The organism is Thiothrix sp. UBA5583 (assembly GCA_002425225.1).
Lineage (GTDB): Bacteria > Pseudomonadota > Gammaproteobacteria > Thiotrichales > Thiotrichaceae > Thiothrix > Thiothrix moscowensis.
The window spans coordinates 16,260-41,164 of the sequence record DILV01000018.1 but is presented as its reverse complement, the minus strand read 5'-3'; the positions used below and the strand labels follow the sequence as shown (position 1 = coordinate 41,164).

The window sequence follows — 24,905 nt, the reverse complement described above, 5'->3', positions numbered from 1 at the left end:
TCTCCCTCAAGGGGCGAGGGGGAATAAGAAAGATGGCCTCTTAGCCCCTCTCCCCTTGAGGGAGAGGGGTTGGGGTGAGGGAGTAAATTAATTAAAAACAATCACCGGGAATGCGTACCCAGCCTTCCATCAACACCCGCGCACTGCGGCTCATAATGGCTTTGGTCACTGCCCATTCGCCATTCACTTGTTTGGCTTCCGCCCCAACGCGCAAGACACCCGAAGGATGCCCAAAGCGCACCGCTTGGCGTTCGCCACCACCAGCAGCAAGATTGACTAATGTCCCCGGTACAGCCGCCGCCGTACCAATCGCAACCGCAGCCGTACCCATCATGGCGTGGTGCAGTTTGCCCATCGACAAGGCGCGTACCAATAAATCCACATCACCTGCTTGCACAGTTTTACCGCTGGATGACGTATAGTCTTGCGGTGCTGCAACAAAGGCAATTTTGGGCGTATGTTGGCGGGTAAGCGCTTCTTCCGGGGTTTTGATCAGCCCCATGCGCAACGCACCTGCCACGCGGATTTTCTCGAAACGCGCCAGTGCTGCCGGGTCGGTATTGATCGCTTCCCGCAATTCCGTACCGGTATAACCAATATCCACCGCATTCACAAACACGGTCGGAATACCGGCGGTGATCATGGTAGCCGGGAAGCTGCCGACACCGGGTACATCCAGTTGGTCAACCAGATTGCCGGTCGGGAACAGACTGCCGCCGTCTTCACTGTCATCGGACGGGTCCAGGAATTCCAGAATGATTTCTGCCGCCGGGAAGGTCACGCCGTCCAGATCGAAATCGCCGGTTTCCTGCACCTGACCATCACGCACCTGTACATGCGCAATAATGGTCTTGCTGATATTGGCCTGCCAGATACGCACGGTGCAGATGCCATCCTGCGCCAGACGTTCGGCATCAATATACCCGGCATGAATGGCGAAAGCCCCGGCAGCCGTGGACAAGTTGCCGCAGTTGCCGCTCCAGTCCACGAAATCCTTGTCGATGGAAATCTGGCCGTAAAGGTAATCCACGTCATGATCCGGGCGTGTGCTTTTCGACAGGATCACGCACTTGGAGGTGGACGACGTGGCTCCGCCCATGCCGTCGATGTGGGCGGCATAGGGGTCAGGGCTACCGATAACGCGCTGAAAGATTTTGTCACGCGCCTTGCCCGGTACTTGCGCCACTTCCGGCAGGTCTTCCAGCCGGAAGAACACACCTTTCGATGTGCCGCCACGGATATACGTGGCGGGGATTTTGATTTGTGGAACCTGGGACATTACGCTGCCGCTCCTTCGAGGAAGTCCTGCGCAAAGCGTTGCAACACACCGCCCGCGTTGTATACGCGCACTTCTGCGGCGGTATCCAGACGGCAAGTGACCGGAATGCGCACCGTTTCGCCGTTACGGCGGTGCATGACCACAGTCAGGTCAGCGCGTGGTGAAATGCTGCCTTCCACATCGTAGCTTTCCGTGCCGTCGATAGCGTAAGTCTTGCGGGTGTCACCCGCCTTGAATTCCAGCGGCAATACGCCCATGCCAACGAGGTTGGTACGGTGGATACGCTCGAAACCTTCCGCGACGATGGCCTCCACACCTGCCAGACGCACGCCTTTGGCAGCCCAGTCACGGCTGGAACCCTGACCGTAGTCAGCACCGGCAATGATGATCAGGTTCTGTTTGCGTTCCATGTAGGTTTCAATGGCTTCCCACATGCGCATGACCTTGCCTTCCGGCTCGACCCGTGCCAGAGAGCCTTTTTTCACCTGACCATCCACGACTGCCATTTCGTTCACCAATTGCGGGTTAGCGAAAGTGGCGCGTTGGGCGGTCAGGTGGTCGCCACGGTGGGTGGCGTAGGAGTTGAAGTCTTCTTCCGGCAGGCCCATTTTGTGCAGGTATTCACCCGCCGCACTGTTCATCATGATCGCGTTGGAAGGCGACAGGTGGTCAGTGGTGATGTTGTCCGGCAATACCGCTAACGGTAGCATCCCTTTCAGGGTGCGCTCACCGGCCAATGCACCTTCCCAGTAAGGCGGGCGGCGGATGTAGGTGGACATCGGTCGCCAGTCGTACAGCGGGCTTTTGGCTTCTTCCACCGTACCCAAATCAAACATCGGGATGTAGATTTGCTGGAACTGCTCTGGCTTGACGGCGGCGGCAACGATAGCGTCGATTTCTTCGTCGGCAGGCCAGATGTCTTTCAGCGTGATCGGGTTGCCGTTTTTGTCCGTACCCAGCGCGTCTTTTTCGATGTCGAAACGCATGGTTCCGGCAATCGCGTAAGCTACCACCAGTGGTGGGGAGGCGAGGAAGGCTTGCTTGGCATACGGGTGGATACGCCCGTCAAAGTTGCGGTTGCCCGACAATACAGCGGTGGCGTACAAGTCGCGGTCGATGATTTCCTGCTGGATTTTCGGGTCAAGTGCGCCCGACATGCCGTTACAGGTGGTGCAGGCGAAAGCGACGATACCGAAACCGAGTTTTTCCAGTTCCGCCAGCAAACCGGCTTCTTTCAGGTACAGTTCGGCAACTTTGGAACCCGGTGCGAATGAGGATTTGACCCACGGTTTGCGTATCAGCCCCAGTTCGTTGGCTTTTTTCGCCAGCAAGCCAGCCGCCACCACGTTGCGTGGGTTGGAGGTGTTGGTGCAAGACGTGATCGCGGCGATGATGACCGCGCCATCCGGCATCAGACCTTGCGCCTCTTCGGCTTGGGCTTTGTCCAGATCCACCGCGATACCGCGTTCTGCCAAGGCAGAGGTTGGTAAGCGGCGGTGCGGGTTGGAAGGCCCCGCCATGTTGCGCACCACGGTCGACAGGTCGAATTCCAGCACACGCGGGTATTGCGCATTGGCTAGTGAATCCGCCCACAAGCCGGTGGTTTTGGCGTAGTTTTCAACCAGTGCCACTTGCTCCGGTTCACGCCCGGTCAGTTTCAGGTAGTCGATGGTTTGGCCGTCGATGTAGAACATCGCCGCCGTTGCGCCGTATTCCGGGCACATATTGGAAATGGTGGCACGGTCGCCGATGGAGAGGCTGTCTGCACCGTCACCGAAGAATTCCACATACGCACCGACCACGCGCTCTTTACGCAGGAATTCGGTCAACGCCAGCACGATGTCGGTGGCGGTGATGCCGGGTTGACGTTTGCCGGTCAGTTTCACCCCAACGATGTCAGGCAGGCGCATCATGGAAGGCAGACCCAGCATCACGGTTTCCGCTTCCAGACCGCCCACACCGATGGCGATAACACCCAGTGCGTCAACGTGTGGGGTGTGCGAATCCGTGCCGACGCAGGTGTCAGGGAACGCCACGCCGTCACGCGCCTGAATCACCGGAGACATTTTCTCCAGATTGATCTGGTGCATGATGCCGTTGCCAGCGGGGATCACATCGACGTTTTTGAACGCGGTTTTCGTCCAGTCGATGAAGTGGAAACGGTCTTCGTTACGGCGGTCTTCGATGGCGCGGTTTTTGGCGAAGGCATCAGGGTCGTAGCCGCCGCATTCGACTGCCAGCGAGTGGTCAACGATCAACTGGGTGGGGACAACCGGGTTGACTTTCGCCGGGTCACCGCCCTGGTCAGCAATCGCGTCACGCAAGCCTGCCAGGTCAACCAGTGCGGTTTGGCCGAGGATGTCGTGGCACACCACACGGGCGGGATACCACGGAAAATCCAGTTCCTGTTTGCGCTCGATGAGCTGCTTCAGGGAATCGGTCAGGGCTTCCGGTTCGCAGCGGCGCACCAGTTGTTCTGCCAATACACGCGAAGTGTACGGCAGGGTGTCGTAGCTACCCGGTTGGATAGCTTCGACAGCGGCACGGGTATCGAAATAATCGAGGTTTGTGCCGGGGAGTTGTTTACGGTATTCGGTATTCATAATATTTCTCTTACCCACGTTCTGCCAATGGCACAAATTGCAGATTTTCCGGCCCTGTGTAATTCGCACTGGGGCGGATGATCTTGCCGTCTTCACGCTGTTCGATAACATGAGCACCCCAGCCAGTCACACGGGAGATGACGAAAATCGGGGTGAACATGTCCGTTGGGATACCCATCTGGTTGTAGGAAACGGCAGAAAACCAGTCCAGGTTCGGGAACATTTTTTTCAGTTCCCACATTACGCTCTCCAGACGGTCAGCCACGTTGTACATGGTCATGTTGCCGTTTTCTTCAGACAGTTGCTTGGCAACACGCTTGATGACCACGTTGCGCGGGTCAGCAATGGTGTAGACCGGATGCCCGAAACCAATCACGATCTCCTTGCGGGCAACCCGCTCACGGATGTCTGCTTCGGCCTGGTCAGCACTGTGGTAGCGGCTCTGGATACGGAAGGCAACCTCATTCGCGCCGCCGTGTTTCGGGCCGCGCAGCGCACCGATTGCCCCGGTAATGCAGGAATGCATGTCGGAATTCGTGCCAGCAATCACGCGTGATGTAAATGTGGAAGCATTGAATTCATGCTCTGCGTACAGGATCAGGGACGTGTGCATGGCACGCACCCATGATTCGCAAGGGGTTTTGCCGTGCAGCAGATGCAGGAAGTGACCACCAACGGTTTCATCGTCAGTTTCCACGTCAATCACCTTGCCGTTGACGGCGTAGTGATACCAGTACAACAGCATGGAACCGAAACTGGCAATCAGACGGTCAATGATGTCACGGGCTTCGGCAACCGGGTGCTCTTCCTTTTCTGGCAAGCAGGCACCGAGTACGGAACAGCCGGTACGCATCACATCCATCGGGTGAGAGGATGGTGGCAGGGCTTCCAGTGCCTGTTTGACCGGCATTGGTAGGCCACGCAAGGATTTCAGCTTGGCTTTGTAGGCTTTCAATTCAGCCGCATTGGGCAATTTGCCGTGCACAATCAGGTGGGCAATTTCTTCAAACTCAGCCTGTTCTGCGAAATCGAGAATGTCGTAACCACGGTAATGCAGGTCGTTACCAGTACGCCCTACCGTACAGATAGCCGTGTTGCCTGCGGCAGTGCCGGACAAGGCGACGGATTTCTTGGGTTTCGGTAATGTCGATTCAGTCATGAATGCTCCTCCTCAAGCCTTACTCTGCGCCTTTTGTGGCAAACAATTGATCCAGTTTCTGCTCGAAAGCGTGATAGCCGATGGTGTCATACAACTCCATACGGGTTTGCATGGTGTCGATCACGTTTTTCTGTGTACCTTCGTTCAGCAGGTGGGTGTAAACGTTTTCTGCGGCTTTGCACATGGCACGGAACGCGCTCAGTGGGTACAGCACCAGCTTGACACCAACCTCTGCCAGTTCGGTGGTGGTGTACAGAGGGGTTGCACCGAATTCGGTGATGTTGGCCAGTACCGGAACATTCACGACCTTGGTGAACTCGGCGTACTGTTCCAGTTTGTTCATGGCTTCGGGGAAGATCATGTCAGCACCGGCTTCCACACACGCCATCGCACGGTCGATGGCGGATTGCATCCCCTCCACTGCCAGTGCGTCGGTACGTGCCATGATGACGAAGCTGTCATCAGTCCGCGCGTCGACGGCGGATTTCACCCGATCCACCATTTCTTGCAAGGACACAATCGCTTTGTTGGGGCGATGACCGCAACGTTTTTGCATTACTTGGTCTTCGATGTGGAAACCGGCAACGCCAGCCTGGATCATTTCACGGGTAGCGCGAGCAATGTTGAAAGTGCCGCCCCAACCCGTGTCGATGTCCACCAGCAGCGGGGAAGAGGTCACCGCAGTGATGCGTTTGGCATCTTCCAGTACATCGTGCAAGGTGGTAATGCCAAGGTCAGGAATGCCCAAGGAAGAAGCGGCAACACCGCCGCCGGAGAGGTACAGGGCTTTATGACCAACCTTTTCGGCAATGATGGCGCTATTGGCGGTTACTGCCCCAACGACTTGCAGGGGATGGTTTTCTTCAACGGCTTGACGCAGTTTTTGACCTGGCGTAAGTGATTGCTTTGCTGTCATGTTCCTCTTCCATCATCATTTCATTGATACTTTTCCATGCGCCGCTGATGTGGCGGCGCATGAGCATTTCGGCCAGTTCGCCGTCGCGATTGGCTATCGCATCGACGATCTGGTGATGTTGTTGCAAGGCAGGGCGGGTACGTTTTGCTAGGCGGCTGGTGCGGTAACGGCACATGCGCAGCAACTGGTACAGTTCCCCTGCCAGCAGGTCGATCAGCATCTGGTTACGGCTGCCCAATGCGATCTGGTAATGAAAGTCGAAATCGCCCTCGTTCTGGAAATAAATCTGCCCTTCGGCGGCCTCGATCTGCTCGCCGTGTTTGGTGAGCAGGTGTTGCAAATGGGCGATTTCGTTGTCAGTCATGCGCTGGGCTGCCATCCGGCAGGCCATGCCTTCCAGTGCTTCGCGCACAGCGTACAAATCTGCCATCATTTCACGGTCAAGGGTGACGACCCGCGCCCCAGCATGTGGAACACGCCGCACCAGTCGCATTCCTTCCAGTTGGCGTAAGGCTTCGCGCAAGGGGCCGCGCCCGATGCCGTAACGTTCCGCCAGATCGGCTTCATTGAGTTTTTGCCCCTGAAGCAGTTCTCCGGTAATAATGGCTTGTGTCAGTCTAGTGGAGGCTACATCGGCCAGTGTGCCTTCCGTTGTGTGTGGTGCTAACATGGTGTGGCTTCCTGTGGATTGTCGACAATCTCTGTCCTTATTATACATATTGAAGGATAAAGATGAAGTGTTTTTGTTTTTTTGTTAACAAAATGATGAATTTTAGGTTGTTTTGGGCATGTTGCATGAAGATGGTTGCGGGCGTATGCTTTTGAAGGGTTTATGCTGCAATGCACACTATGCTAAAACCTTGCATAGACACTCTGTCAGGCAGGGAGTAAAATGCCCGCCTACAAGATTTTAGACGGGATGAGCGTGCCTCATCCCGTTTCGTATGTAGACTTCGGAGGTTCTTTTGAACAAGCAAGCACTGCTGGTGCTGGAAGATGGGAGTGTCTTCCACGGGCGTTCTATCGGCTGCGATGGCCAAACCACGGGTGAAGTGGTATTCAATACAGCGTTGACAGGTTATCAGGAAATCCTGACCGACCCCTCTTATTCCCGCCAAATCGTTACTCTGACTTACCCCCACATTGGTAACGTAGGCGTCAATCAGGAAGATTGTGAATCCACGCAAGTCCATTCGGCTGGGTTGATCGTGCGTGATGTCCCAGCAATTTACAGCAACTGGCGTTCAGAAGAATCCTTGCCGGATTACCTTGTCCGCAACAGGGTAGTGGCGATTGCCGACATTGATACACGCCGTCTGACCCGTATCCTGCGCGAAAAAGGTGCACAGCGTGGCTGTATCATGGCGGGGGACAACCTGAATCAGGCACAAGCCCTTGACGCTGCCTGTTCCTTCCCCGGCTTGAAAGGCATGGATTTGGCGCAAGAAGTCACCGTCAACGAACCCTATGTGTGGACGCAAGGTAGTTGGCAACTCGACCCCAACACCCCGCGCCCATCGACCGCAGACACGGCAGAATTCAACGTCGTGGCGTATGACTATGGTATCAAAACCAATATCCTGCGGATGCTGGTAGACCGTGGCTGCCGCGTTACGGTTGTACCTGCCAAAACCCCGGCAAGCGACGTATTGGCAATGAACCCCGATGGCGTGTTCCTATCCAACGGCCCCGGCGACCCGGAACCGTGCGATTACGCGATTGCTGCTATCCGTGAAGTGCTGGAACAGAAAGTGCCCACTTTTGGTATCTGTCTCGGTCATCAATTGCTCGGCCTAGCAAGTGGTGCAAAAACCGTCAAGATGAAGTTCGGGCATCACGGCGCGAACCATCCGGTGCAGGATCTGGACAGCAAACACGTGATGATAAGCAGCCAGAACCACGGTTTTGCGGTCGATGAAACTACGCTTCCGGCGAATGTCCGTGCTACCCACCGCTCGCTGTTTGATGGCAGTCTGCAAGGCATTGAGCGCACCGACTGCCCCGCGCTCAGTTTCCAGGGACACCCCGAAGCCAGCCCCGGCCCGCACGACGTTGCCCCCGTATTTGACCGTTTCATAGCGATGATGAGAGCTGCACATGCCTAAGCGTACTGACCTTAAAAGTATCCTGATTATTGGTGCAGGCCCGATCATCATCGGTCAGGCTTGTGAATTCGACTATTCCGGGGCGCAAGCGTGCAAGGCGTTGCGTGAGGAAGGCTACCGCGTCATTCTGGTCAACTCCAACCCGGCGACCATCATGACCGACCCCAACATGGCGGACGCGATTTACATTGAGCCGATCCGCTGGCAGACGGTGGCGAAAATCATCGAAAAGGAACGCCCTGACGCGATCCTGCCGACCATGGGCGGGCAAACCGCGCTCAACTGCGCCCTCGACCTCGCCCGCAACGGTGTCCTCGACCAGTTCGGCGTGGAAATGATCGGTGCGAAGGAAGAAGCCATCGAAATGGCGGAAGACCGTCAGAAGTTCCGCATTGCCATGGATGAAATCGGTCTGGAATCCGCCCGTTCCGGTGTGGCACACACCATGGAAGAAGCGCGTGCGGTGCAAGCTGAACTGGGTTTTCCGGTGGTTATCCGCCCCTCCTTCACCATGGGTGGCAGTGGCGGCGGTATTGCCTACAACAGGCAGGAATTTGAAACCATCGTCGCCCGTGGTCTGGATATGTCCCCGACCACCGAAGTGCTGCTGGAAGAATCCCTGCTCGGCTGGAAAGAGTACGAAATGGAAGTCGTGCGTGACCGCAACGACAATTGCATCATTATCTGCTCGATTGAAAACCTTGACCCGATGGGTATCCACACCGGCGACTCGATCACGGTAGCCCCGGCGCAGACCCTGACCGACAAGGAATACCAGTTGCTGCGTAATGCTTCCTTGGCGGTGTTGCGCAAGATCGGTGTCGATACCGGCGGTTCCAATGTGCAGTTTTCGGTCAACCCGAATAACGGGCGCATTATCGTTATCGAAATGAACCCGCGTGTGTCGCGCTCTTCTGCACTGGCTTCCAAAGCTACCGGTTTCCCGATTGCGAAAGTGGCGGCGAAACTGGCAGTCGGCTACACGCTGGACGAGTTGCGCAACGAAATCACCGGCGGGGCAACCCCGGCCTCGTTCGAGCCATCCATCGACTACGTGGTCACCAAGATTCCGCGTTTCACCTTCGAGAAATTCCCCAAGGCTGACCCGCGCCTGACCACACAGATGAAATCGGTCGGTGAAGTGATGGCAATGGGGCGCACTTTCCAGGAATCGTTCCAGAAAGCCCTGCGCGGTCTGGAAACCGGCATCGAAGGTTTGAACGAGCGCATTGACCCGAATGACCCGGATGCAAAGGACACGCTGCGCCGTGAACTGACCGAAGCCAGTGGCGAACGTATCCTGTTCGTTGGTGACGCTTTCCGCATCGGCATGAGCGTGGAAGAAGTGTTTGCCCAAACCAGCATCGACCCGTGGTTCCTGGTGCAGATCAAGGAACTGGTGGACATCGAAGCCAGCCTCGGCGACCGTTTGCTCAACAGCATTACCGCTGACGAAATGCGGATGCTCAAGCGCAAGGGCTTTTCCGACAAGCGTCTGGCCAAGCTGCTGCACGAAAAGCACGAGAAAGCGGTGCGTCAGGCGCGTCACAAGCTGGGGGTACGCCCGGTCTACAAGCGTGTGGACACTTGTGCGGCGGAATTTTCCACCAACACCGCGTACATGTATTCCACTTACGAGGAAGAGTGCGAATCCAACCCGACTGACCGCAAGAAAATCATGGTCTTGGGTGGCGGCCCCAACCGTATCGGGCAAGGGATCGAATTCGACTACTGCTGTGTGCACGCGGCGTTGGCATTGCGCGACGATGGCTTTGAAACCATCATGGTCAACTGCAACCCGGAAACCGTGTCCACCGATTACGACACTTCCGACCGTCTGTATTTCGAGCCACTGACGCTCGAAGACGTGATGGAAATCGTCGATCTGGAAAAACCGCTGGGTGTGATCGTGCAATACGGTGGGCAAACCCCGCTGAAACTGGCGCGTGACCTCGAAGCCCTGGGTGCGCCGATTATCGGCACGTCACCGGATTCCATCGACCTGGCGGAAGACCGCGAACGCTTCCAACAGCTCATCAACAAGCTGGGCTTGAAGCAACCGCCTAACCGTACTGCCCGCAGTCTGGAAGAAGCGGTGCGTCTGGCAGACGAAATCGGTTACCCGCTGGTGGTGCGCCCGTCCTACGTGTTGGGTGGTCGGGCGATGGAAATCGTTTACCACGAAAACGAATTGCGCCGTTACATGAACACCGCCGTGTCGGTGTCCAACGATTCCCCTGTGCTGCTTGACCGTTATCTGGATGACGCGATTGAGGTGGACGTTGACGCGATTTGCGACGGTGAAAGCGTGCTGATTGGCGGCATTATGCAGCACATCGAACAGGCTGGCATCCACTCCGGTGACTCGGCGTGTTCCTTGCCGCCTTACTCGCTGTCGGTTGCGCTGCAAGATGAGTTGCGTGACCAAATGGTGCGCATGGGCAAAGCACTCAACGTGGTCGGTCTGATGAATGCGCAATTCGCCATCAAGGGCGAGGATGTTTACATTCTGGAAGTCAACCCGCGTGCCTCGCGGACTGTGCCGTTTGTGTCCAAAGCCATTGGGCGTCCGCTGGCAAAAGTGGCAGCACGTTGCATGGCAGGACAATCGTTGGCGGCACAAAATGCCCTGAACGAAATCATTCCCTCGTACTATGCTGTGAAGGAAGCGGTGTTCCCGTTCATCAAGTTCCCCGGTGTTGACCCGATCCTCAGCCCTGAGATGAAGTCGACCGGCGAAGTCATGGGCGTGGGCAAAACCTTTGCGGAAGCTTTCGGCAAGGCGCAATACGCAGCGGGTGAGGTTTACCCAACCTCCGGCGTGGCTTTCATCAGTGTGCGTGAAGCCGACCGCAAGCATTTACCGGGTATCGGTGACATGCTGACCAAACAGGGTTTCAAGATCATTGCGACCCGTGGTACGGCGCGTGAATTGCAAAACGCCGGGATTGCCTGCGAAATCGTCAACAAGATGCGTGAAGGTCGCCCCAATATCGTCGACATGATCAAAAACGAGGAAGTCGATTTGATCGTCAACACCACGGAAGGCGAACAGTCTACCAAGGATTCCTTCGAGATTCGCCGCGAAGCCTTGCAGCATAAAATCACCTACACTACCACGATTGCCGGGGCGCAAGCCTTGTGTCAGGCGATGGCACATACCGACGACGAACAGGTGTACTGCTTGCAAGACCTCCACCGCGACATCGCACAATAAGGACAAAGGAAACGGAACATGAGTACCAGACCGCCGCTTACATTACAGGGTTCTGAGCGTTTGAAAACCGAACTGCAACGTCTCAAAACCGAAGAGCGCCCGCGCATTATCCAGGCGATTGCCGAAGCGCGTGAACACGGCGATTTGAAAGAGAATGCGGAATACCACGCTGCCCGCGAGCAGCAGAGTTTCTGTGAAGGGCGTATCAAGGAGCTGGAAGGCATTTTGTCAATGGCACAAGTTATTGATGTAGCTGTGGTGGGTGCGGCTAACCCCGGCAAGGTGGTGTTTGGCGCCACTGTGCAACTGGAAGAAGTGGAGTCCGGTCAAACCATTACCTATCAGATCGTGGGCGACATCGAAGCCGACATCAAGCAAAACCGCGTGGGTGTTTCTACCCCGATTGCCCGCGCCATGATCGGAAAGGAAGAGGGCGACGTGGCAGTGGTGCAAGCCCCCGGCGGTGTGCGCGAATACGAAATTATTGAAGTCAGTTACCAGTAGTGCCGGATAACAGTATTACCCAGATCGGCTTGTTGCAGCACGGAGCCGTGGAAGCTGGGGATGTGTTCTGCGGTAGTCTGGATACGTCTCTCAGCAAAGCTGGCTGGAAACACCTCAAGCATGTGTTTGGGCGCAGCAAACCCCAGTGGGATGCGGTAGTCACTTCACCCAAAACACAGTGTGCAGAGTTTTCCGAATGGTTTGCCCAAAAGTATGACCTGCCGTTGGTGCGGGATGAGCGCCTGCGTGAAATTCATTTGGGTGCATGGGAAGGTTGTACGCCACAGCAGGTCTTGCAGTCTTTTCCCGAACAACTGGCAGCATGGTGGCTGAATCCTGCTCAGGTTATCCCCGCAGGTGGGGAAAGCTTCGGGGATTTCCGCGCCCGTGTACTGGATGCCTGGGCAGATATGCCACGTGCCTGGCGTGGTGAACGAGTTCTGGTGGTGACTCACGCTGGGGTGATCCGTACCATTCTGGCGCATGTCCTGCAAATCCCGGATGAGCGTATGCTTGCGCTTAACATTGAGTACGGTAGCCTGACCCATTTGCGGGTTTTGCGTGATCGTGGCGGGGAGTGGGTCAGCTTGCTGAGTCATGCTTGTTGATACACCTTTCCCTGTTACGTCTGGTTTAAGGGGCTTTTTCCTACCCGCAACTTGCCCGATACCTTGCGCCCCTGTATAAATGCAGCCAATTTTAATAATCGCAGGTATCACTATGTCAGCCACTGCCAGCACTGCTGCCCGTTTTCGCCGTATCCTTCTGAAATTGAGTGGTGAAGCCCTGTTGGGCAGCCAGGATGCAGGTATTGACCCTGAAATCCTCTACCGGGTGGCTGGCGAAGCATTGGAAGTACAGCATTCAGGTGTGCAGGTGGCAGTCGTTATTGGTGGCGGAAACCTATTTCGGGGCGCTGGTCTGGCTGAGAAAGGCATGGATCGGGTGCGGGGCGACCAGATGGGAATGCTGGCAACTGTCATGAATTCTCTGGCAATGCAGGATGCCATCGAGAAGCTGGGTGGTCAGTGCCGCGTCATGACGGCTTTGGGGATCGACCAAATCGGTGAACGCTATTCTGCCCATCAGGCTCGCCGTTATCTGCAAGCAGGCAATATTGTCATCTGTGCGGCGGGTACAGGCAACTCGTTTTTCACCACAGATACGGCTGCCAGTTTGCGGGCGGTTGAATTGCAGTGTGACTTGCTGTTGAAAGCTACCAAGGTTGATGGCATTTATGATGCTGATCCGAAAAAAAATCCTGCGGCCAAACGCTTCGATCGGTTATCCTTCGACGACGCCATCCAACGCCAGTTGGGTGTGATGGATTTGACGGCCATGGTCATGTGCCGTGACAACAAACTTCCGCTCGGTGTATTTGACATGTTTGCACCGGGGGCGCTTGCTGCCATTGTAGGTGGTGAGCCTGTTGGTACTCTGGTTGAGGTTTAAGAGATGATTGCAGACATCAAGAAAGATGCAGAACAACGGATGCACAAAAGCATCGAAGCCCTGAAAAACGACTTGACAAAAATCCGTACCGGGCGGGCGCATCCCAGCCTGCTGGATCAGGTGACGGTGGACTACTACGGTGCCGACGTGCCGTTGAGTCAGGTTGCCAATGTTAGTACCGAAGATGCCCGCACCCTTAAGGTCGTGCCGTGGGAAAAGCCGATGGCAGCCAAGATCGAGAAAGCCATCCTGACATCCAATTTGGGTTTGAATCCTGCCAGTGATGGTAATGTGATTCGTGTACCTCTGCCAGCCCTGACCGAGGAACGCCGTCGTGATCTGGTCAAGGTGGTCAAGAGCGAGGCGGAAGGTGCACGAGTAGCTATCCGCAATATTCGCCGTGATGCCAATTCCGATTTCAAGGCACTGCTGAAGGAAAAGGAAATTTCCGAAGATGAAGAGCGGCGTGCGACCGATGACATCCAGAAAATGACCGACCAGTACATCAAGGAAGTCGAAGTGGTACTGGAGAAAAAAGAAAAAGAACTGATGGAAGTCTGACAGATGTTTGGCTACCTATGTTGTGTGGCCAAAACGGGAATACATGACAAATAACACCGCCAAGCAGATAGTGCCCCGGCATGTTGCCATCGTTATGGATGGCAATGGTCGCTGGGCGAAAGCGCGTTTCCTGCCACGTTTGATGGGACACCACCGAGGCGTGGAAGCTGCCCGCAAGGTTATCAGGAACTGTAGTGAGGCAGGGGTTGAATGCCTGACCCTGTTTGCCTTCAGTAGTGAAAACTGGAGACGCCCGGAGGATGAAGTCAGCGGTCTGATGTCGCTGTTCATGACAGCGTTGGAGCGTGAATCGGCAGGCTTGTTGCGCCATAACGTGCGTTTGCAGTTTATTGGCGACCGTTCCGGTTTTTCCGCAGGTTTGCAGGACAAAATCCTCCAAGTGGAAGGGCTGACTGCAAGTTGTAGCGGGATGCATTTGCTGGTGGCGGCAAATTATGGTGGGCGCTGGGATATTTTGCAGGCTGTACGCAATGCTTGCACTACGGCTGTAGCGGAGGGCAGGGATCTGGCATCACTGGACGAAAGCAGTTTTAGCGCGATGCTATCAACTGGGGGGCTACCTGATCCTGATCTGTTCATCCGTACTGGTGGCGAACGGCGTATCAGTAATTTTCTTATGTGGCAGCTTGCGTATGCCGAGCTGTATTTCACGGATACATTGTGGCCAGAGTTTGATGAAAGCAGCCTTCGGGAGGCTTTCGCGGATTTCGCCAGCCGTCAGCGGCGCTTTGGTATGACCGGTGAACAAATAACGGGAGGCAACCATGCTTAAACAACGGATCATGACGGGAATCGTATTGATTCTCCTGGTGTTTGCAGGTATTCGTTTCTTGCCAACCGAGCTGTTTGCGCTGTTTTCGATGCTGTTCATTATTGGCTTGGGCGCATGGGAATGGGCAGGTTTGACCGGGTGTTACCTGCCGGAAAAGCGCATGATGGGAACCATGATGATCCTGCTGGCATCCGCTCCGCTGGTTTTCCTGTCGCTACCGGCTGAGGTGGTCTTGTGGATCAGCGTACCTATCTGGGCGGCGATTCTGTTTGCCTTGGTGATTTACCCGAAAAATGCCGGTTTTTACAAGAAACATGCCTTGCCCATGCGCATCATGGGTATTTTTGTGCTGTTGCCTGCCTGGTTTGCCCTGTTCAAACTTCATGCGATGGATTACCGCTATGTGATGTATCTGATCGCGCTGGTGGCACTTGCGGACACAGCGGCCTATTTCACTGGGCGCAAGTTCGGCAAACACAAACTGGCACCTGACCTGAGTCCGGGAAAAACCAGGGAAGGGTTGTCGGGTGCAGTACTGGCAACGGCCTTGTGGGCATGGTTGGGTGCTTTCTGGGTGGAATTGCCAGCAGGCAAGGAAGTGGCATTCATGATCCTGTCGATGGGCGTGGTGTTGATGTCTGTGGCTGGTGACTTGTTTGAAAGTTTGCTGAAACGTGAGGCAGGGGTAAAAGACAGTGGGCATATCCTACCGGGGCACGGCGGCATTCTTGACCGGGTGGATAGTATGCTGGCGGCAGCGCCCCTGTTTACTCTCGGCCTGTTGTGGCTGCTCTGAGGCATGGGCATAATGACATCCAAAGCGGTTACGGTTCTCGGCTCCAGCGGCAGCATCGGTGTCAGTACCTTGGATGTACTCTCCCGTCACCTGGAACGTTTCCACATTTTCGCCCTGACCGCCAATAGCAATGTTGAGCGCCTGTTTGAACAATGTATGCAGTTCCGCCCGCGCTATGCGGTGATGGTGGAAGCGGCTGCTGCCGAGGTGCTGGCGCGGCGCCTGCGCACAGCAGGCAGTGAAACGGAAGTATTGGCAGGCAGTGCCGCACTGGAAGCGGTTGCCAGCAGCCCCGAGACAGATTACGTCATGGCAGCTATCGTCGGTGCAGCAGGCTTGTTGCCAACCTTGGCGGCAGCACGTGCAGGCAAGCGGGTCATGCTGGCGAACAAGGAAGCCTTGGTCATGTCCGGGCAATTGTTCATCGACACAGTGCGTGAACATGGTGCAGAGCTGTTACCGATCGACAGTGAACACAATGCCGTTTTCCAGTGTATGCCGTTAGATGGGCGCAATGGGGTGGAAAAAATCCTGTTGACTGCCTCGGGTGGCCCTTTTCGCACTTGGTCTGCGGCAGATTTGCAAACGGTTACTCCAGCGCAGGCTGTTGCCCACCCGAACTGGTCGATGGGGCAGAAGATTTCCGTGGATTCAGCGACCTTGATGAACAAGGGGTTGGAAGTTATCGAAGCCTGCTGGCTATTTAGCTTGCCTGCGGAGCGGGTGGAAGTGGTGGTGCATCCTCAAAGTACCATCCATTCGATGGTGTCCTATAATGATGGTTCGGTATTGGCTCAACTGGGCAACCCGGACATGCGTACACCGATTGCTTATGCCTTGGGTTGGCCTGAACGGCTGGCTTCCGGGGTTGCACCGCTGGATATGTTTGCCACGGCTCGGCTGGACTTTGAACGAGCGGATATTGCACGTTTCCCGTGTTTGTCGCTTGCCTACGAAGCCCACACTTTGGGTGGGTTTGCCACCATAGCCTTGAATGCGGCCAACGAAGAAGCGGTGAAAGCCTTTCTTCAACGGGACATTGCCTTTACGGATATTCCCCGGCTGGTGGCTGATGTCATGTGTCAGGCTGAGCGGGGAACGCCGCTGAATCTGGCGGATATTCTCGTTCAGGATGAGGAAAGCCGCATCCGGTCACTATCCTGGATAAAAAACAAGAAAGCCTATTCATCATGAGCTTGCTGATTATCATCCCTGCATTTCTTGTCACGATTGGTGTGCTGGTAACAGTGCACGAATTCGGGCACTTTTGGGTCGCCCGCAAGTTGGGCGTCAAGGTCTTACGTTTTTCTGTTGGCTTCGGCAAACCGTTGTGGCGCAGGGTTTCACGCGATGCTGATCAGGTGGAATATGTGCTGGCAGCCCTACCGTTTGGTGGTTATGTCAAGATGCTGGATGAACGTGAATGCGAAGAAGGTTGCGCCATTCCAGCGCAGGAGCTTCCCCGTGCTTTCAATCGTCAGCCAGTCTGGAAGCGGGCAGCCATTGTCATCGCTGGGCCGTTGGCCAATTTCCTGTTGGCTATTGCGGTGTATGCAGCCATCGGTTTGCTGGGGCAGGATGTCCGTTATCCTTATGTGGAAGCAGAAGCAGGCAAACCGGCTGAGAAGGCAGGTTTTCAGGCGGGTGATCTGGTGTTGTCTATCAATGGCAAATCCATCGCCAGCATGAATGAGATGCCGATGCGCCTGATTGACGGCTATTTCGCCGCACCAGAACACCGGGTGGTGGTTGGGGTTAAAACCCAGGATGGGGTGAATGCCGAGCGGGTGCTGGAACTGAAGGATGCTGCTTTGCTGGAAGAAGATAGCGATGTCATGGATAAGCTGGGTTTCAATGCCTGGGCGCCGCCGTTTGATGCGGTGTTGGAAAAGGTATTGCCGGATTCTGTGGCTGAAAAAGCAGGTTTGTTGGCAGGAGATAAAATCCTGCAAGCCGATGGGCTGGTTATCCGCAATCCGGGGCAACTCAGCCAATACATAGCAGGCCAGGTGGATAAAACCATTACCCTGCGGGTGCGCCGTGCCGATGGTGAGCATGATTTTCAGGTCGTACCGAAGATGGATGCAGAGCACAAGCGGGTGATGGTTGGCATTGCTTTTCAGCCGCCGCCAGATTCCTTGCGCGAAAAACTATTTTTTGAACAGTCATTTGGCTTGGTCGATGCCTTGCTCAGCGGCTTTGAGCGCACAGCAGATACTTCCATCATGACATTAAAACTGATGGGGCGTATGCTGACGGGCGAAGTTGCCTTGAAGAATATCAGTGGGCCGGTGACGATCGCGCAATTTGCAGGTGTATCGGCTTCTTACGGTTTGACCTATTACCTCGGGTTTCTGGCGGTGGTCAGTGTAAGTCTGGGGGTATTGAACCTGTTGCCCATTCCTATGCTGGATGGTGGGCATTTGATGTACTACTTGATTGAACTGGTAAAAGGCAGCCCTGTATCAGAAGACGTGGAGGCTGCTGGATTCCGGCTTGGGATGGCGATCATTGCCTGTTTGATGATGCTTGCTTTGTATAACGATTTCATGCGGTTGATGAACTAATGATGAAGAAACACACGCTGGGTATTTCTATTGCGAGTTGTTTGGTGGTCTTGACACAGACTGCATGGGCGGCTGCATTTGTGGTGCGGGACATTGAAGTCAATGGTTTGGAACGTATCCCCGCCGGAACCGTGCTGAACTACCTGCCTGCACGGGTGGGGCAGCCATTTGATGACAAACAGACGGGTGAAGCCATCCGTACCCTGTTCCAGACCGGGTTGTTTGAAGACGTGAAAGTGGCGCGGCGGGGCGACGTGCTGGTTGTTACGGTTGTGGAACGCCCGGCGATTGGTGAAATCAACATCAAGGGCAACCGCAAGATTCCAACCGAAAAACTGATGGAAGCCCTGAAACTGCGCAATGTTGGCAAGGGCGATACTCTCGACAAGGAAGCCTTACTGGGTATCCAGCGGGAACTGGAAGAGCAGTATCAGGCGATGGGGCACTATGGGGTGGATGTCAACACAACCCTGGAGGCTCTGCCGCGTAACCGGGTAGCGGTCAACATCAACGTCAATGAAGGTAATGTTACCCGCATTCAACAGGTCAAGATTATTGGCAACAAGGCATTCCCTGAGGCTCTGTTGCTGAAGCAACTGGAATCAGGTCCGCGCGGGGCATTTTCCATTCCGTTGCTGAGCAGTAGCGATAAGTATTCCAAGGAAAAGCTGATCGGCGACTTGGATGCCTTGAATGCATTTTACCGTGACCGTGGTTTCCTGAATTTTGAGATTACCTCGACTGAAGTCACCATGACGCCGGACAAAAAGGACATCTACCTGACCATCGGTGTGCATGAAGGTGAGCAATACCGCATCAGTAACGTGAGTGTGGCTGGCAACCCTGGCTTGTCGCAGGAGCAACTGGCACAGGCGGTCAAAATCCAGAAAGGTCAGGTGTTCTCACAAAAGGCATTGGAAGAAACCCGCAAAAACCTGGAAAGTAAGATTGGCTCGCAGGGTTATGCGTTTACCAAGATCAACGCTGTGCCTGAGTTTGACGAAGCCAACAAGCAGGTCGGTATTACTTTGTCGATTGATACTGGCAAGCGTACTTACGTGCGCCGTATCGACATCCGTGGCAACAACCGTACCAAGGATGAAGTTTACCGCCGTGAACTGCGCCAACTGGAAAGTTCCTGGTTCTCCAAGGAGCAGGTGGAGCGCTCCAAAGTCCGTCTGGAGCGTTTGCCTTATGTTGAAGAGGCGAGCATTGAAGCCGAGCCAGTGGCAGGTACAGAAGACCAGATCGACCTGATTGTGACTGTTAAGGAGCGCTCTTCCAACCAGTTCAGGGTTGGGGCAGGCTATTCCCAGTCGCAGGGTGTGCTGTTCAATGTGAACCTGAACCAGGACAACTTCATGGGGACAGGCAAGCAACTGGATGTCAACGTTGATAACAGCAAGGTCAACAAGAATTACAACGTCAACTATACCAACCCTTATTACACGCCCGATGGCATCAGCCGTGGTTTCGGGGTGTATTACAACAAGTACGATGCGGAAGCAGAAGAGATTTCCAGCTATGCATCCAACCGTTACGGCGGTAACGTCAATTACACCATTCCCTTGAGTGAGCATGATTCCGTGCATGTGGGTGCGGGTGTTGAACGGCGGGAGATTGTGCTGGGTAACAATCCGGCGGGCGAGATCACCACTTTTGTTACCAACAATGGCAACAAGTTTAATCAGGTTCCGGTGTCAGTCAGCTATGTACATGATACCCGTAACCGTTCCATCTTCCCGGACAAGGGGCAACGCCATCGCGTTTCCTTGCAGGCTGCTGCACCGGGCAGCGATTTGCAGTACCAGAAGCTGAGCTATGAGGGCGCAACCTATCATGAAGTCACTGACAACGTGACTTTCGTCGCCAAAGGGCGGGTAGGGGTTGCCAATGCTTCCGGCAAGACGACTGAAGTGCCGTTCTTCGATCGTTATTACGCGGGTGGGATCGGTTCTGTGCGTGGTTACGACCAAAGCAGCCTAGCTCCACGCAGTAGCACCCACTCTGACCAGATTTTGGGGGGCGATACGATGGTGTCGGCAACGGCTGAATTGCAGTTCCCAGCACCTTTTGCTGATGATGTAAAAGGTCTGAAAATGAGCACGTTTGTGGATGCAGGTAATGCCTACAACCGTTCGGACAGCACCTCTGGCACGAATGACAAAGCCATCCGCTATTCTGCAGGGGTTGGCGCGGTGTGGCTGTCGCCCATTGGGCCACTGGAAATCAGTGTTGCCAAGCCGTTGAATGCCAAAGACGGTGACGAGGAGCAAAAAGTGCAATTCAGCATTGGGGCGTCGTTCTAACCAGCCATGAACGTGCGTGCAATAGTAAACACAGGTTTGAAAACAGGGGTAAGCATTTTGTTTACCCTGTTGTGTTTTGCCATGTCGCCTGCCAGCTCAGATACGGCTGAGCGTCCGTTCCGTATTGCCATCGTCAATGTCGCCCAGTTGCTGGAAAACTCCCCGCAATCCAAAGCCGCCAACGAAAAACTGAAAACCGATTTCGTGCCACGCGAAGAAGCTCTGGATACAGAACAGAAAGCTATCAAGGAGCTGGAAGACAGCTTGGCTGCGCAGATTGAGTCAGGTTCCCTGTCGGAAGAGAACAAGTTGCAAAAACAGCGCGAACTACGTGACCGGCAGCGTACATATGCTCGTGTCATGGATGATTTCCGCGAAGATGTCCGCAACGCTCGCGAGATTGCGATTGATACCCTCCAGAACCAGATTGTGCAGGCTATCGGTGATGTACGGGAAAGGGAACAGATTGATGTTGTCTTGCGCGAAAGTGATTTCATTGTTGCCAGTGACCGGGTGGATATTACCGGCAAGGTCATGCAGCATCTGCAACAGAAATTTCAGGCTGAACAGGTGACGCCTGACGCCAAACCCAAGGAGTAACACTGGATGTCAGCAGGCGTACCATTGCGTGAACTGGCAGAACATACTGGTTCACAACTGCAAGGGGATGGCAGTTTCTGTATCCTTGCGGTGGCAGCAGTGGAAAAAGCTGGGGCGCAAGACATCAGCTTCATTCGTGATGGCAAACATCGTCGTTATTTGGAAACATCTCAAGCAGGTGCACTGATCTTGCCTGCTGATTTGGCGCTTCAGTATCCAGGCAACTGTCTGGTTAATTCCAACCCCTATCTGGCTTATGCAAAAATCGCAGACTTGTTACACCCAGTTCCCCGACCTGAAGCAGGCATTCATCCCAGTGTTGTGCTTGGTGAAGGAGTGACGCTTGGTGAAGGTGTCAGCATCGGTGCGCATGTCAGTGTTGGGGGAGGTACGGTAATCGGTGCGGGTGTCATCATCGGTGCAGGCTGTGTGCTGGGGGATGGCTGTCACCTAGGGGAGCATACCCGTCTCTACCCCAACGTCACACTGGGTTACAATACTCGACTGGGGGAACGCTGCATTATCCATTCGGGGGCTGTGCTGGGTGCGGACGGTTTTGGTTTTGCGCCGGATCGGGGTGTGTGGTACAAGATTCCGCAAGTTGGTAATGTGGTGGTGGGTGATGATGTGGAAATCGGGGCAAATACCACCATTGACCGGGCTGCGCTGGGTTCCACTGTCATTGGCAATGGGGTAAAGCTGGATAACCTGATCCAGATTGGTCACAACGTCCAGATTGGCGAACATACTGCGATGGCAGCGTGTACTGCCGTGGCAGGCAGCGTGCAAATCGGTAAGCATTGCCAGATTGCTGGCATGTGTGCGATTGCTGGGCATTTGAGCATTGCGGATCATGTGGTTGTGACAGGTACTAGCATGGTATCCCATTCCATTACCCAGCCCGGTGTTTATTCATCAGGTACGGTAGCAATAGAAAATGCCGTATGGCGTAAAAATGTCGCCCGCTTCAACCAACTGGACAAACTGGCTCGTCGCCTTGCCGAGCTGGAAAAGCAACTGGCAGATTTACAAAACAAAGGGAGTAATTGAGCACTATGGGCACAATGAACGTTGAACAAATCAGGAATTACTTGCCACACCGTTATCCGTTTTTGCTGGTAGATCGGGTGGTGGCATACGAGGTCGGTAAATCACTGACGGCGATTAAGAATGTCACGGTCAACGAGCCGTGGGTCAACGGGCATTTTCCACACCTGCCCATCATGCCGGGCGTGCTTATCATTGAGGCTCTGGCGCAGGCAACCGGTTTGCTGGGGTTCCGTACCATGGGTGAAGAGCCGCAAACCGATACCTTGTACATGCTGGTCGCAGTCGACAAGGCGCGTTTCAAGCAAACGGTTGTTCCCGGCGACCAACTGGAATTGCATGTGGAATTGCTCAAGCGCAAGGGCATGATGTGGGTTTTCAATGCTGAGGCGCGTGTAGGCGGCAAGCTGGCTGTTTCGGCTGAGCTGATGTGTGCTGCCAAGAAAGAGACCGCAGCGTGAGCAGCCTGATTCACCCGACTGCTGTGATCCATCCGTCCGCCAGCCTGGCGGCAGATGTTGAAGTGGGGGCGTATACCATCGTTGGCGCAGATGTGAGTATCGGGCGTGGTACACGCATTGCGCCACATGTGGTGATCGACGGTCCGACCCGCATCGGGGAAGATAACCAGATTTTCCAGTTTGCCTCCATCGGTGCTGCCCCGCAGGACAAAAAATTCAGGGGTGAACCTACCGAACTCATCATTGGCGATCGCAATGTCATCCGCGAATGCTGTACTTTCAATCGGGGCACGACACAGGACAAAGGCAAGACGGTAATGGGCGATGACAACTGGATCATGGCCTACGTACATATTGCGCACGATTGCATCATCGGTAACAACACCATTTTTGCCAACAGTGCAACCCTAGCGGGGCATGTGGAAATCCGTGACTGGGTGATCCTGGGTGGTTTTACTTTGGTTCACCAGTTCTGCGTGATCGGCGAACATGCATTTAGCGGCATGGGTTCTGCCATCAGCAAGGATGTACCACCTTATGCGATGGTCGCTGGTGCGCCTGCCGAGCCGCGTAGCGTCAATCTGGAAGGTTTGAAACGGCGTGGTTTCAGTGCTGAAGCTATCCACCGTATCCGCGAAGCCCATCGCATCCTTTACCGTCAAAACCTGAGCACCCAGGATGCCTTGAGCAAGATCGAAGCAGAACTGGGTGGGCATGACGACATGACCTTGTTGCTGGATTTCTGCCGCAATAGCCAGCGGGGGCTGATCCGTTAACGCATGAAGCGTGTTGCCATCATTGCCGGGGAAGTGTCAGGTGATTTGCTGGCAGCACGTCTGATTCTTGCCTTGCGCGAACATTATCCCGACATCTGTTTTGAAGGTATCGCCGGGGCTGAAATGCAGGCTGCTGGTTGTGTCAGCCTGTTTCCGCTGGAAAAACTGTCGGTGATGGGACTGGTGGAAGTTCTTAGGCATTTGCCGGAATTACTGTCAATCCGCAAACAGTTGTTGCAGCGCTGGCAAGCCGATCCGCCTGATCTGTTCATTGGGGTGGATGCACCGGATTTCAACCTGCCACTGGCGGCGAAACTGCACGCTGCGGGTATTCACACCGCCCATTATGTCAGCCCGTCCGTATGGGCCTGGCGGGAAAAACGGGTGCGCAAGATGCAGGGAACACTGGATCTGATGCTGACCCTGTTTCCGTTTGAAGTAGATTTTTACCGTAAGCACGCGATTGAAGCTGCTTTTGTCGGGCATCCACTGGCAGACGAAGTGGAATTCAATGCCTGCCGGGTCAGCGCCCGCCAGCAACTCGGTTTGCCACAAGGTCGCCAGATTCTTGCCATCCTGCCCGGTAGCCGTGCCGGGGAACTCCAGCGTCTTGCCCCGGATTTTTTGCAGGCAGCCGTGCGTTTGCAACAAACATATCCTGATCTGTTGTTCGTGACCCCCGCTGCCAGTGGACGCTTGCGCCAGCAACTGGAAACTATTCGCCAGCAACACGCTCCCACATTGGCACTGACGGTGCTGGATGGGCAATCCCGTCTGTTGATGCAGGCAGCCGACCATATTCTGTTGGCATCCGGGACTGCGGTACTGGAAGGAATGCTGACAGGCCGTCTGATGGTGGCTGCTTACCGGGTTGCACCGCTGACTGCGTGGCTGATCCGCACCTTCCATCTGCTGAAAGTACGTTTTGTAACCTTGCCCAATAACCTTGCCAACGAGGAATTGGTGACGGAATTGCTTCAGGAACAGATCACTCCCGATAATCTGGTGCAAGCCATTGAGCAAATGTTTGCCTTGCCCGAGAAACGGCAGCAGTACATTCTCCAGCATTTTCAACAACTGCACGGGCAATTGCGCCAGAATGCCAGCCACAGTGCAGCCCAAGCCATCATCAAGCGGTTTTTTTAGTCATGCAGGAAGGTGTCATCCAGTACCAACTGACTTATGTTTGCCAGCCATTGCCGGAGCACCTCGATATTACGTTGCTGGAAGCCTGTCGTGCCCGCCTGTTCGCTGCCAGCTTAATCGGTCAGGATGACCAGCGTTATGCCGGTCTGGGCTATGGCAACCTTAGCCATCGGGTTGAACTTCAAGGTATGCCGGATGCTTTTCTGATTACCGGTTCCCAGACCGGGCATTTGCCAGCCCTGACGCGGCAACAATATGCCCTAGTGACAGCTTGTAGCCCGCAAGCCAACCGTTTGCAGGCCAGCGGGGAAACAGAGCCGTCTTCCGAAGCCATGACCCATGCGGTTATTTATCAATCTTTGCCCTCGGTACAGGCTGTGATCCATGTCCATTGGCCTGATTTGTGGCAAAATGCGCGGAAACACAAGCTGTGGGTGACAGCGGGGGAGATTCCTTACGGTACGCCACAAATGGCGGCTGCCGTACAGCAGCTTGTGCGGGAAAACGGTTTCCCATCAACAGGATTGGTGGCAATGCTGGGGCATGAAGACGGCATTATCGCCTGGGGCAAGACACTGGCAGAAGCAGAAGCCAGGCTCACCTATTATCAATGA

Annotated in this window: 22 protein-coding genes; 17 read left to right on the top strand and 5 right to left on the bottom strand. The window is 54.9% G+C overall.

Annotated elements, in window-relative coordinates; translation table 11 throughout:
- Positions 1 to 91: 91 nt before the first annotated feature.
- Genes prpF through B2U47_RS06440 form a run of 5 tightly spaced genes read right to left on the bottom strand, consistent with a single transcriptional unit; the run spans position 92 to position 6,627 of the window.
- Positions 92 to 1,279: a 2-methylaconitate cis-trans isomerase PrpF gene (gene prpF, locus B2U47_RS06460; RefSeq protein WP_296674056.1), complete on the bottom strand. Its 1,188-nt coding sequence runs from the start codon at positions 1,277 to 1,279 to the stop codon at positions 92 to 94.
- Complete coding sequence (gene acnD, locus B2U47_RS06455) at positions 1,279 to 3,882, bottom strand: Fe/S-dependent 2-methylisocitrate dehydratase AcnD (protein WP_296674058.1); 2,604 nt, start codon at positions 3,880 to 3,882, stop codon at positions 1,279 to 1,281. Before acnD ends, prpF begins: the two co-directional genes overlap by 1 nt.
- Positions 3,883 to 3,892: 10 nt before the next feature.
- Complete coding sequence (gene prpC / locus B2U47_RS06450) at positions 3,893 to 5,041, bottom strand: bifunctional 2-methylcitrate synthase/citrate synthase (RefSeq protein WP_296674060.1); 1,149 nt, start codon at positions 5,039 to 5,041, stop codon at positions 3,893 to 3,895.
- Between the two features lie 19 nt (positions 5,042 to 5,060).
- On the bottom strand, positions 5,061 to 5,957 hold the full coding sequence (gene prpB / locus B2U47_RS06445) for a methylisocitrate lyase (protein ID WP_296674061.1): 897 nt from the start codon (positions 5,955 to 5,957) through the stop codon (positions 5,061 to 5,063).
- Entirely contained in the window at positions 5,905 to 6,627 is a 723-nt protein-coding gene (locus tag B2U47_RS06440; protein ID WP_296674063.1) for a GntR family transcriptional regulator, read from the bottom strand. Before B2U47_RS06440 ends, prpB begins: the two co-directional genes overlap by 53 nt.
- Before the next feature lie 295 nt (positions 6,628 to 6,922).
- On the opposite strand from B2U47_RS06440, the gene carA reads away from it, so the two are divergent.
- The 17 genes from carA to B2U47_RS06355 all read left to right on the top strand — a co-directional run bounded on the left by carA (position 6,923) and on the right by B2U47_RS06355 (position 24,905).
- Positions 6,923 to 8,062 (top strand): glutamine-hydrolyzing carbamoyl-phosphate synthase small subunit, encoded by a 1,140-nt coding sequence (carA, locus tag B2U47_RS06435; protein ID WP_296683017.1) that lies wholly within the window; start codon positions 6,923 to 6,925, stop codon positions 8,060 to 8,062.
- Positions 8,055 to 11,279: a carbamoyl-phosphate synthase large subunit gene (gene carB / locus B2U47_RS06430; protein ID WP_296674066.1), complete on the top strand. Its 3,225-nt coding sequence runs from the start codon at positions 8,055 to 8,057 to the stop codon at positions 11,277 to 11,279. Before carA ends, carB begins: the two co-directional genes overlap by 8 nt.
- Before the next feature lie 18 nt (positions 11,280 to 11,297).
- Positions 11,298 to 11,783 carry a transcription elongation factor GreA gene (gene greA, locus B2U47_RS06425; RefSeq protein WP_296674068.1) on the top strand — a complete coding sequence of 162 codons (486 nt, stop codon included), beginning with the start codon at positions 11,298 to 11,300 and terminating at the stop codon, positions 11,781 to 11,783.
- Positions 11,783 to 12,391: an alpha-ribazole phosphatase family protein gene (gene cobC, locus B2U47_RS06420; RefSeq protein ID WP_296674069.1), complete on the top strand. Its 609-nt coding sequence runs from the start codon at positions 11,783 to 11,785 to the stop codon at positions 12,389 to 12,391. The genes greA and cobC overlap by 1 nt, the downstream gene beginning before the upstream one ends.
- A 112-nt stretch (positions 12,392 to 12,503) precedes the next feature.
- Positions 12,504 to 13,235, top strand: coding sequence for a UMP kinase (pyrH, locus tag B2U47_RS06415; RefSeq protein ID WP_296674071.1), 732 nt, complete (start codon positions 12,504 to 12,506; stop codon positions 13,233 to 13,235).
- A 3-nt stretch (positions 13,236 to 13,238) separates the two neighbouring features.
- On the top strand, positions 13,239 to 13,796 hold the full coding sequence (gene frr / locus B2U47_RS06410) for a ribosome recycling factor (RefSeq protein ID WP_296674072.1): 558 nt from the start codon (positions 13,239 to 13,241) through the stop codon (positions 13,794 to 13,796).
- A 43-nt stretch (positions 13,797 to 13,839) separates the two neighbouring features.
- A complete protein-coding gene (gene uppS / locus B2U47_RS06405; RefSeq protein WP_296674074.1) occupies positions 13,840 to 14,589 on the top strand; it encodes a polyprenyl diphosphate synthase in 750 nt (249 codons plus the stop codon).
- Positions 14,582 to 15,385, top strand: coding sequence for a phosphatidate cytidylyltransferase (locus B2U47_RS06400; protein WP_296674075.1), 804 nt, complete (start codon positions 14,582 to 14,584; stop codon positions 15,383 to 15,385). Before uppS ends, B2U47_RS06400 begins: the two co-directional genes overlap by 8 nt.
- A 12-nt stretch (positions 15,386 to 15,397) precedes the next feature.
- Entirely contained in the window at positions 15,398 to 16,579 is a 1,182-nt protein-coding gene (ispC, locus tag B2U47_RS06395; RefSeq protein ID WP_296674077.1) for a 1-deoxy-D-xylulose-5-phosphate reductoisomerase, read from the top strand.
- A complete protein-coding gene (gene rseP / locus B2U47_RS06390) occupies positions 16,576 to 17,952 on the top strand; it encodes an RIP metalloprotease RseP (protein ID WP_296674078.1) in 1,377 nt (458 codons plus the stop codon). Before ispC ends, rseP begins: the two co-directional genes overlap by 4 nt.
- Entirely contained in the window at positions 17,952 to 20,261 is a 2,310-nt protein-coding gene (gene bamA, locus B2U47_RS06385; RefSeq protein ID WP_296674080.1) for an outer membrane protein assembly factor BamA, read from the top strand. The genes rseP and bamA overlap by 1 nt, the downstream gene beginning before the upstream one ends.
- A gap of 57 nt (positions 20,262 to 20,318) precedes the next feature.
- Entirely contained in the window at positions 20,319 to 20,861 is a 543-nt protein-coding gene (locus tag B2U47_RS06380; RefSeq protein ID WP_296674082.1) for an OmpH family outer membrane protein, read from the top strand.
- A 6-nt stretch (positions 20,862 to 20,867) separates the two neighbouring features.
- Entirely contained in the window at positions 20,868 to 21,911 is a 1,044-nt protein-coding gene (lpxD, locus tag B2U47_RS06375) for a UDP-3-O-(3-hydroxymyristoyl)glucosamine N-acyltransferase (protein WP_296674083.1), read from the top strand.
- Between the two features lie 5 nt (positions 21,912 to 21,916).
- A complete protein-coding gene (gene fabZ, locus B2U47_RS06370) occupies positions 21,917 to 22,369 on the top strand; it encodes a 3-hydroxyacyl-ACP dehydratase FabZ (RefSeq protein WP_296674085.1) in 453 nt (150 codons plus the stop codon).
- Entirely contained in the window at positions 22,366 to 23,145 is a 780-nt protein-coding gene (lpxA, locus tag B2U47_RS06365) for an acyl-ACP--UDP-N-acetylglucosamine O-acyltransferase (RefSeq protein ID WP_414717826.1), read from the top strand. The genes fabZ and lpxA overlap by 4 nt, the downstream gene beginning before the upstream one ends.
- A gap of 3 nt (positions 23,146 to 23,148) precedes the next feature.
- Positions 23,149 to 24,291 (top strand): lipid-A-disaccharide synthase, encoded by a 1,143-nt coding sequence (gene lpxB, locus B2U47_RS06360; protein ID WP_296674086.1) that lies wholly within the window; start codon positions 23,149 to 23,151, stop codon positions 24,289 to 24,291.
- A 2-nt stretch (positions 24,292 to 24,293) separates the two neighbouring features.
- Positions 24,294 to 24,905, top strand: coding sequence for a class II aldolase/adducin family protein (locus B2U47_RS06355; protein ID WP_296674089.1), 612 nt, complete (start codon positions 24,294 to 24,296; stop codon positions 24,903 to 24,905).

Coding starts and splice junctions, on each gene's coding strand:
- prpF (WP_296674056.1), bottom strand. CDS start 1,279: ATGTCCCAGGTTCCACAAATCAAAATCCCCGCCACGTATATCCGTGGC.
- acnD (WP_296674058.1), bottom strand. CDS start 3,882: ATGAATACCGAATACCGTAAACAACTCCCCGGCACAAACCTCGATTAT.
- prpC (WP_296674060.1), bottom strand. CDS start 5,041: ATGACTGAATCGACATTACCGAAACCCAAGAAATCCGTCGCCTTGTCC.
- prpB (WP_296674061.1), bottom strand. CDS start 5,957: ATGACAGCAAAGCAATCACTTACGCCAGGTCAAAAACTGCGTCAAGCC.
- B2U47_RS06440 (WP_296674063.1), bottom strand. CDS start 6,627: ATGTTAGCACCACACACAACGGAAGGCACACTGGCCGATGTAGCCTCC.
- carB (WP_296674066.1), top strand. CDS start 8,055: ATGCCTAAGCGTACTGACCTTAAAAGTATCCTGATTATTGGTGCAGGC.
- greA (WP_296674068.1), top strand. CDS start 11,298: ATGAGTACCAGACCGCCGCTTACATTACAGGGTTCTGAGCGTTTGAAA.
- pyrH (WP_296674071.1), top strand. CDS start 12,504: ATGTCAGCCACTGCCAGCACTGCTGCCCGTTTTCGCCGTATCCTTCTG.
- frr (WP_296674072.1), top strand. CDS start 13,239: ATGATTGCAGACATCAAGAAAGATGCAGAACAACGGATGCACAAAAGC.
- uppS (WP_296674074.1), top strand. CDS start 13,840: ATGACAAATAACACCGCCAAGCAGATAGTGCCCCGGCATGTTGCCATC.
- B2U47_RS06400 (WP_296674075.1), top strand. CDS start 14,582: ATGCTTAAACAACGGATCATGACGGGAATCGTATTGATTCTCCTGGTG.
- ispC (WP_296674077.1), top strand. CDS start 15,398: ATGACATCCAAAGCGGTTACGGTTCTCGGCTCCAGCGGCAGCATCGGT.
- rseP (WP_296674078.1), top strand. CDS start 16,576: ATGAGCTTGCTGATTATCATCCCTGCATTTCTTGTCACGATTGGTGTG.
- bamA (WP_296674080.1), top strand. CDS start 17,952: ATGATGAAGAAACACACGCTGGGTATTTCTATTGCGAGTTGTTTGGTG.
- lpxD (WP_296674083.1), top strand. CDS start 20,868: ATGTCAGCAGGCGTACCATTGCGTGAACTGGCAGAACATACTGGTTCA.
- fabZ (WP_296674085.1), top strand. CDS start 21,917: ATGGGCACAATGAACGTTGAACAAATCAGGAATTACTTGCCACACCGT.
- lpxB (WP_296674086.1), top strand. CDS start 23,149: ATGAAGCGTGTTGCCATCATTGCCGGGGAAGTGTCAGGTGATTTGCTG.
- B2U47_RS06355 (WP_296674089.1), top strand. CDS start 24,294: ATGCAGGAAGGTGTCATCCAGTACCAACTGACTTATGTTTGCCAGCCA.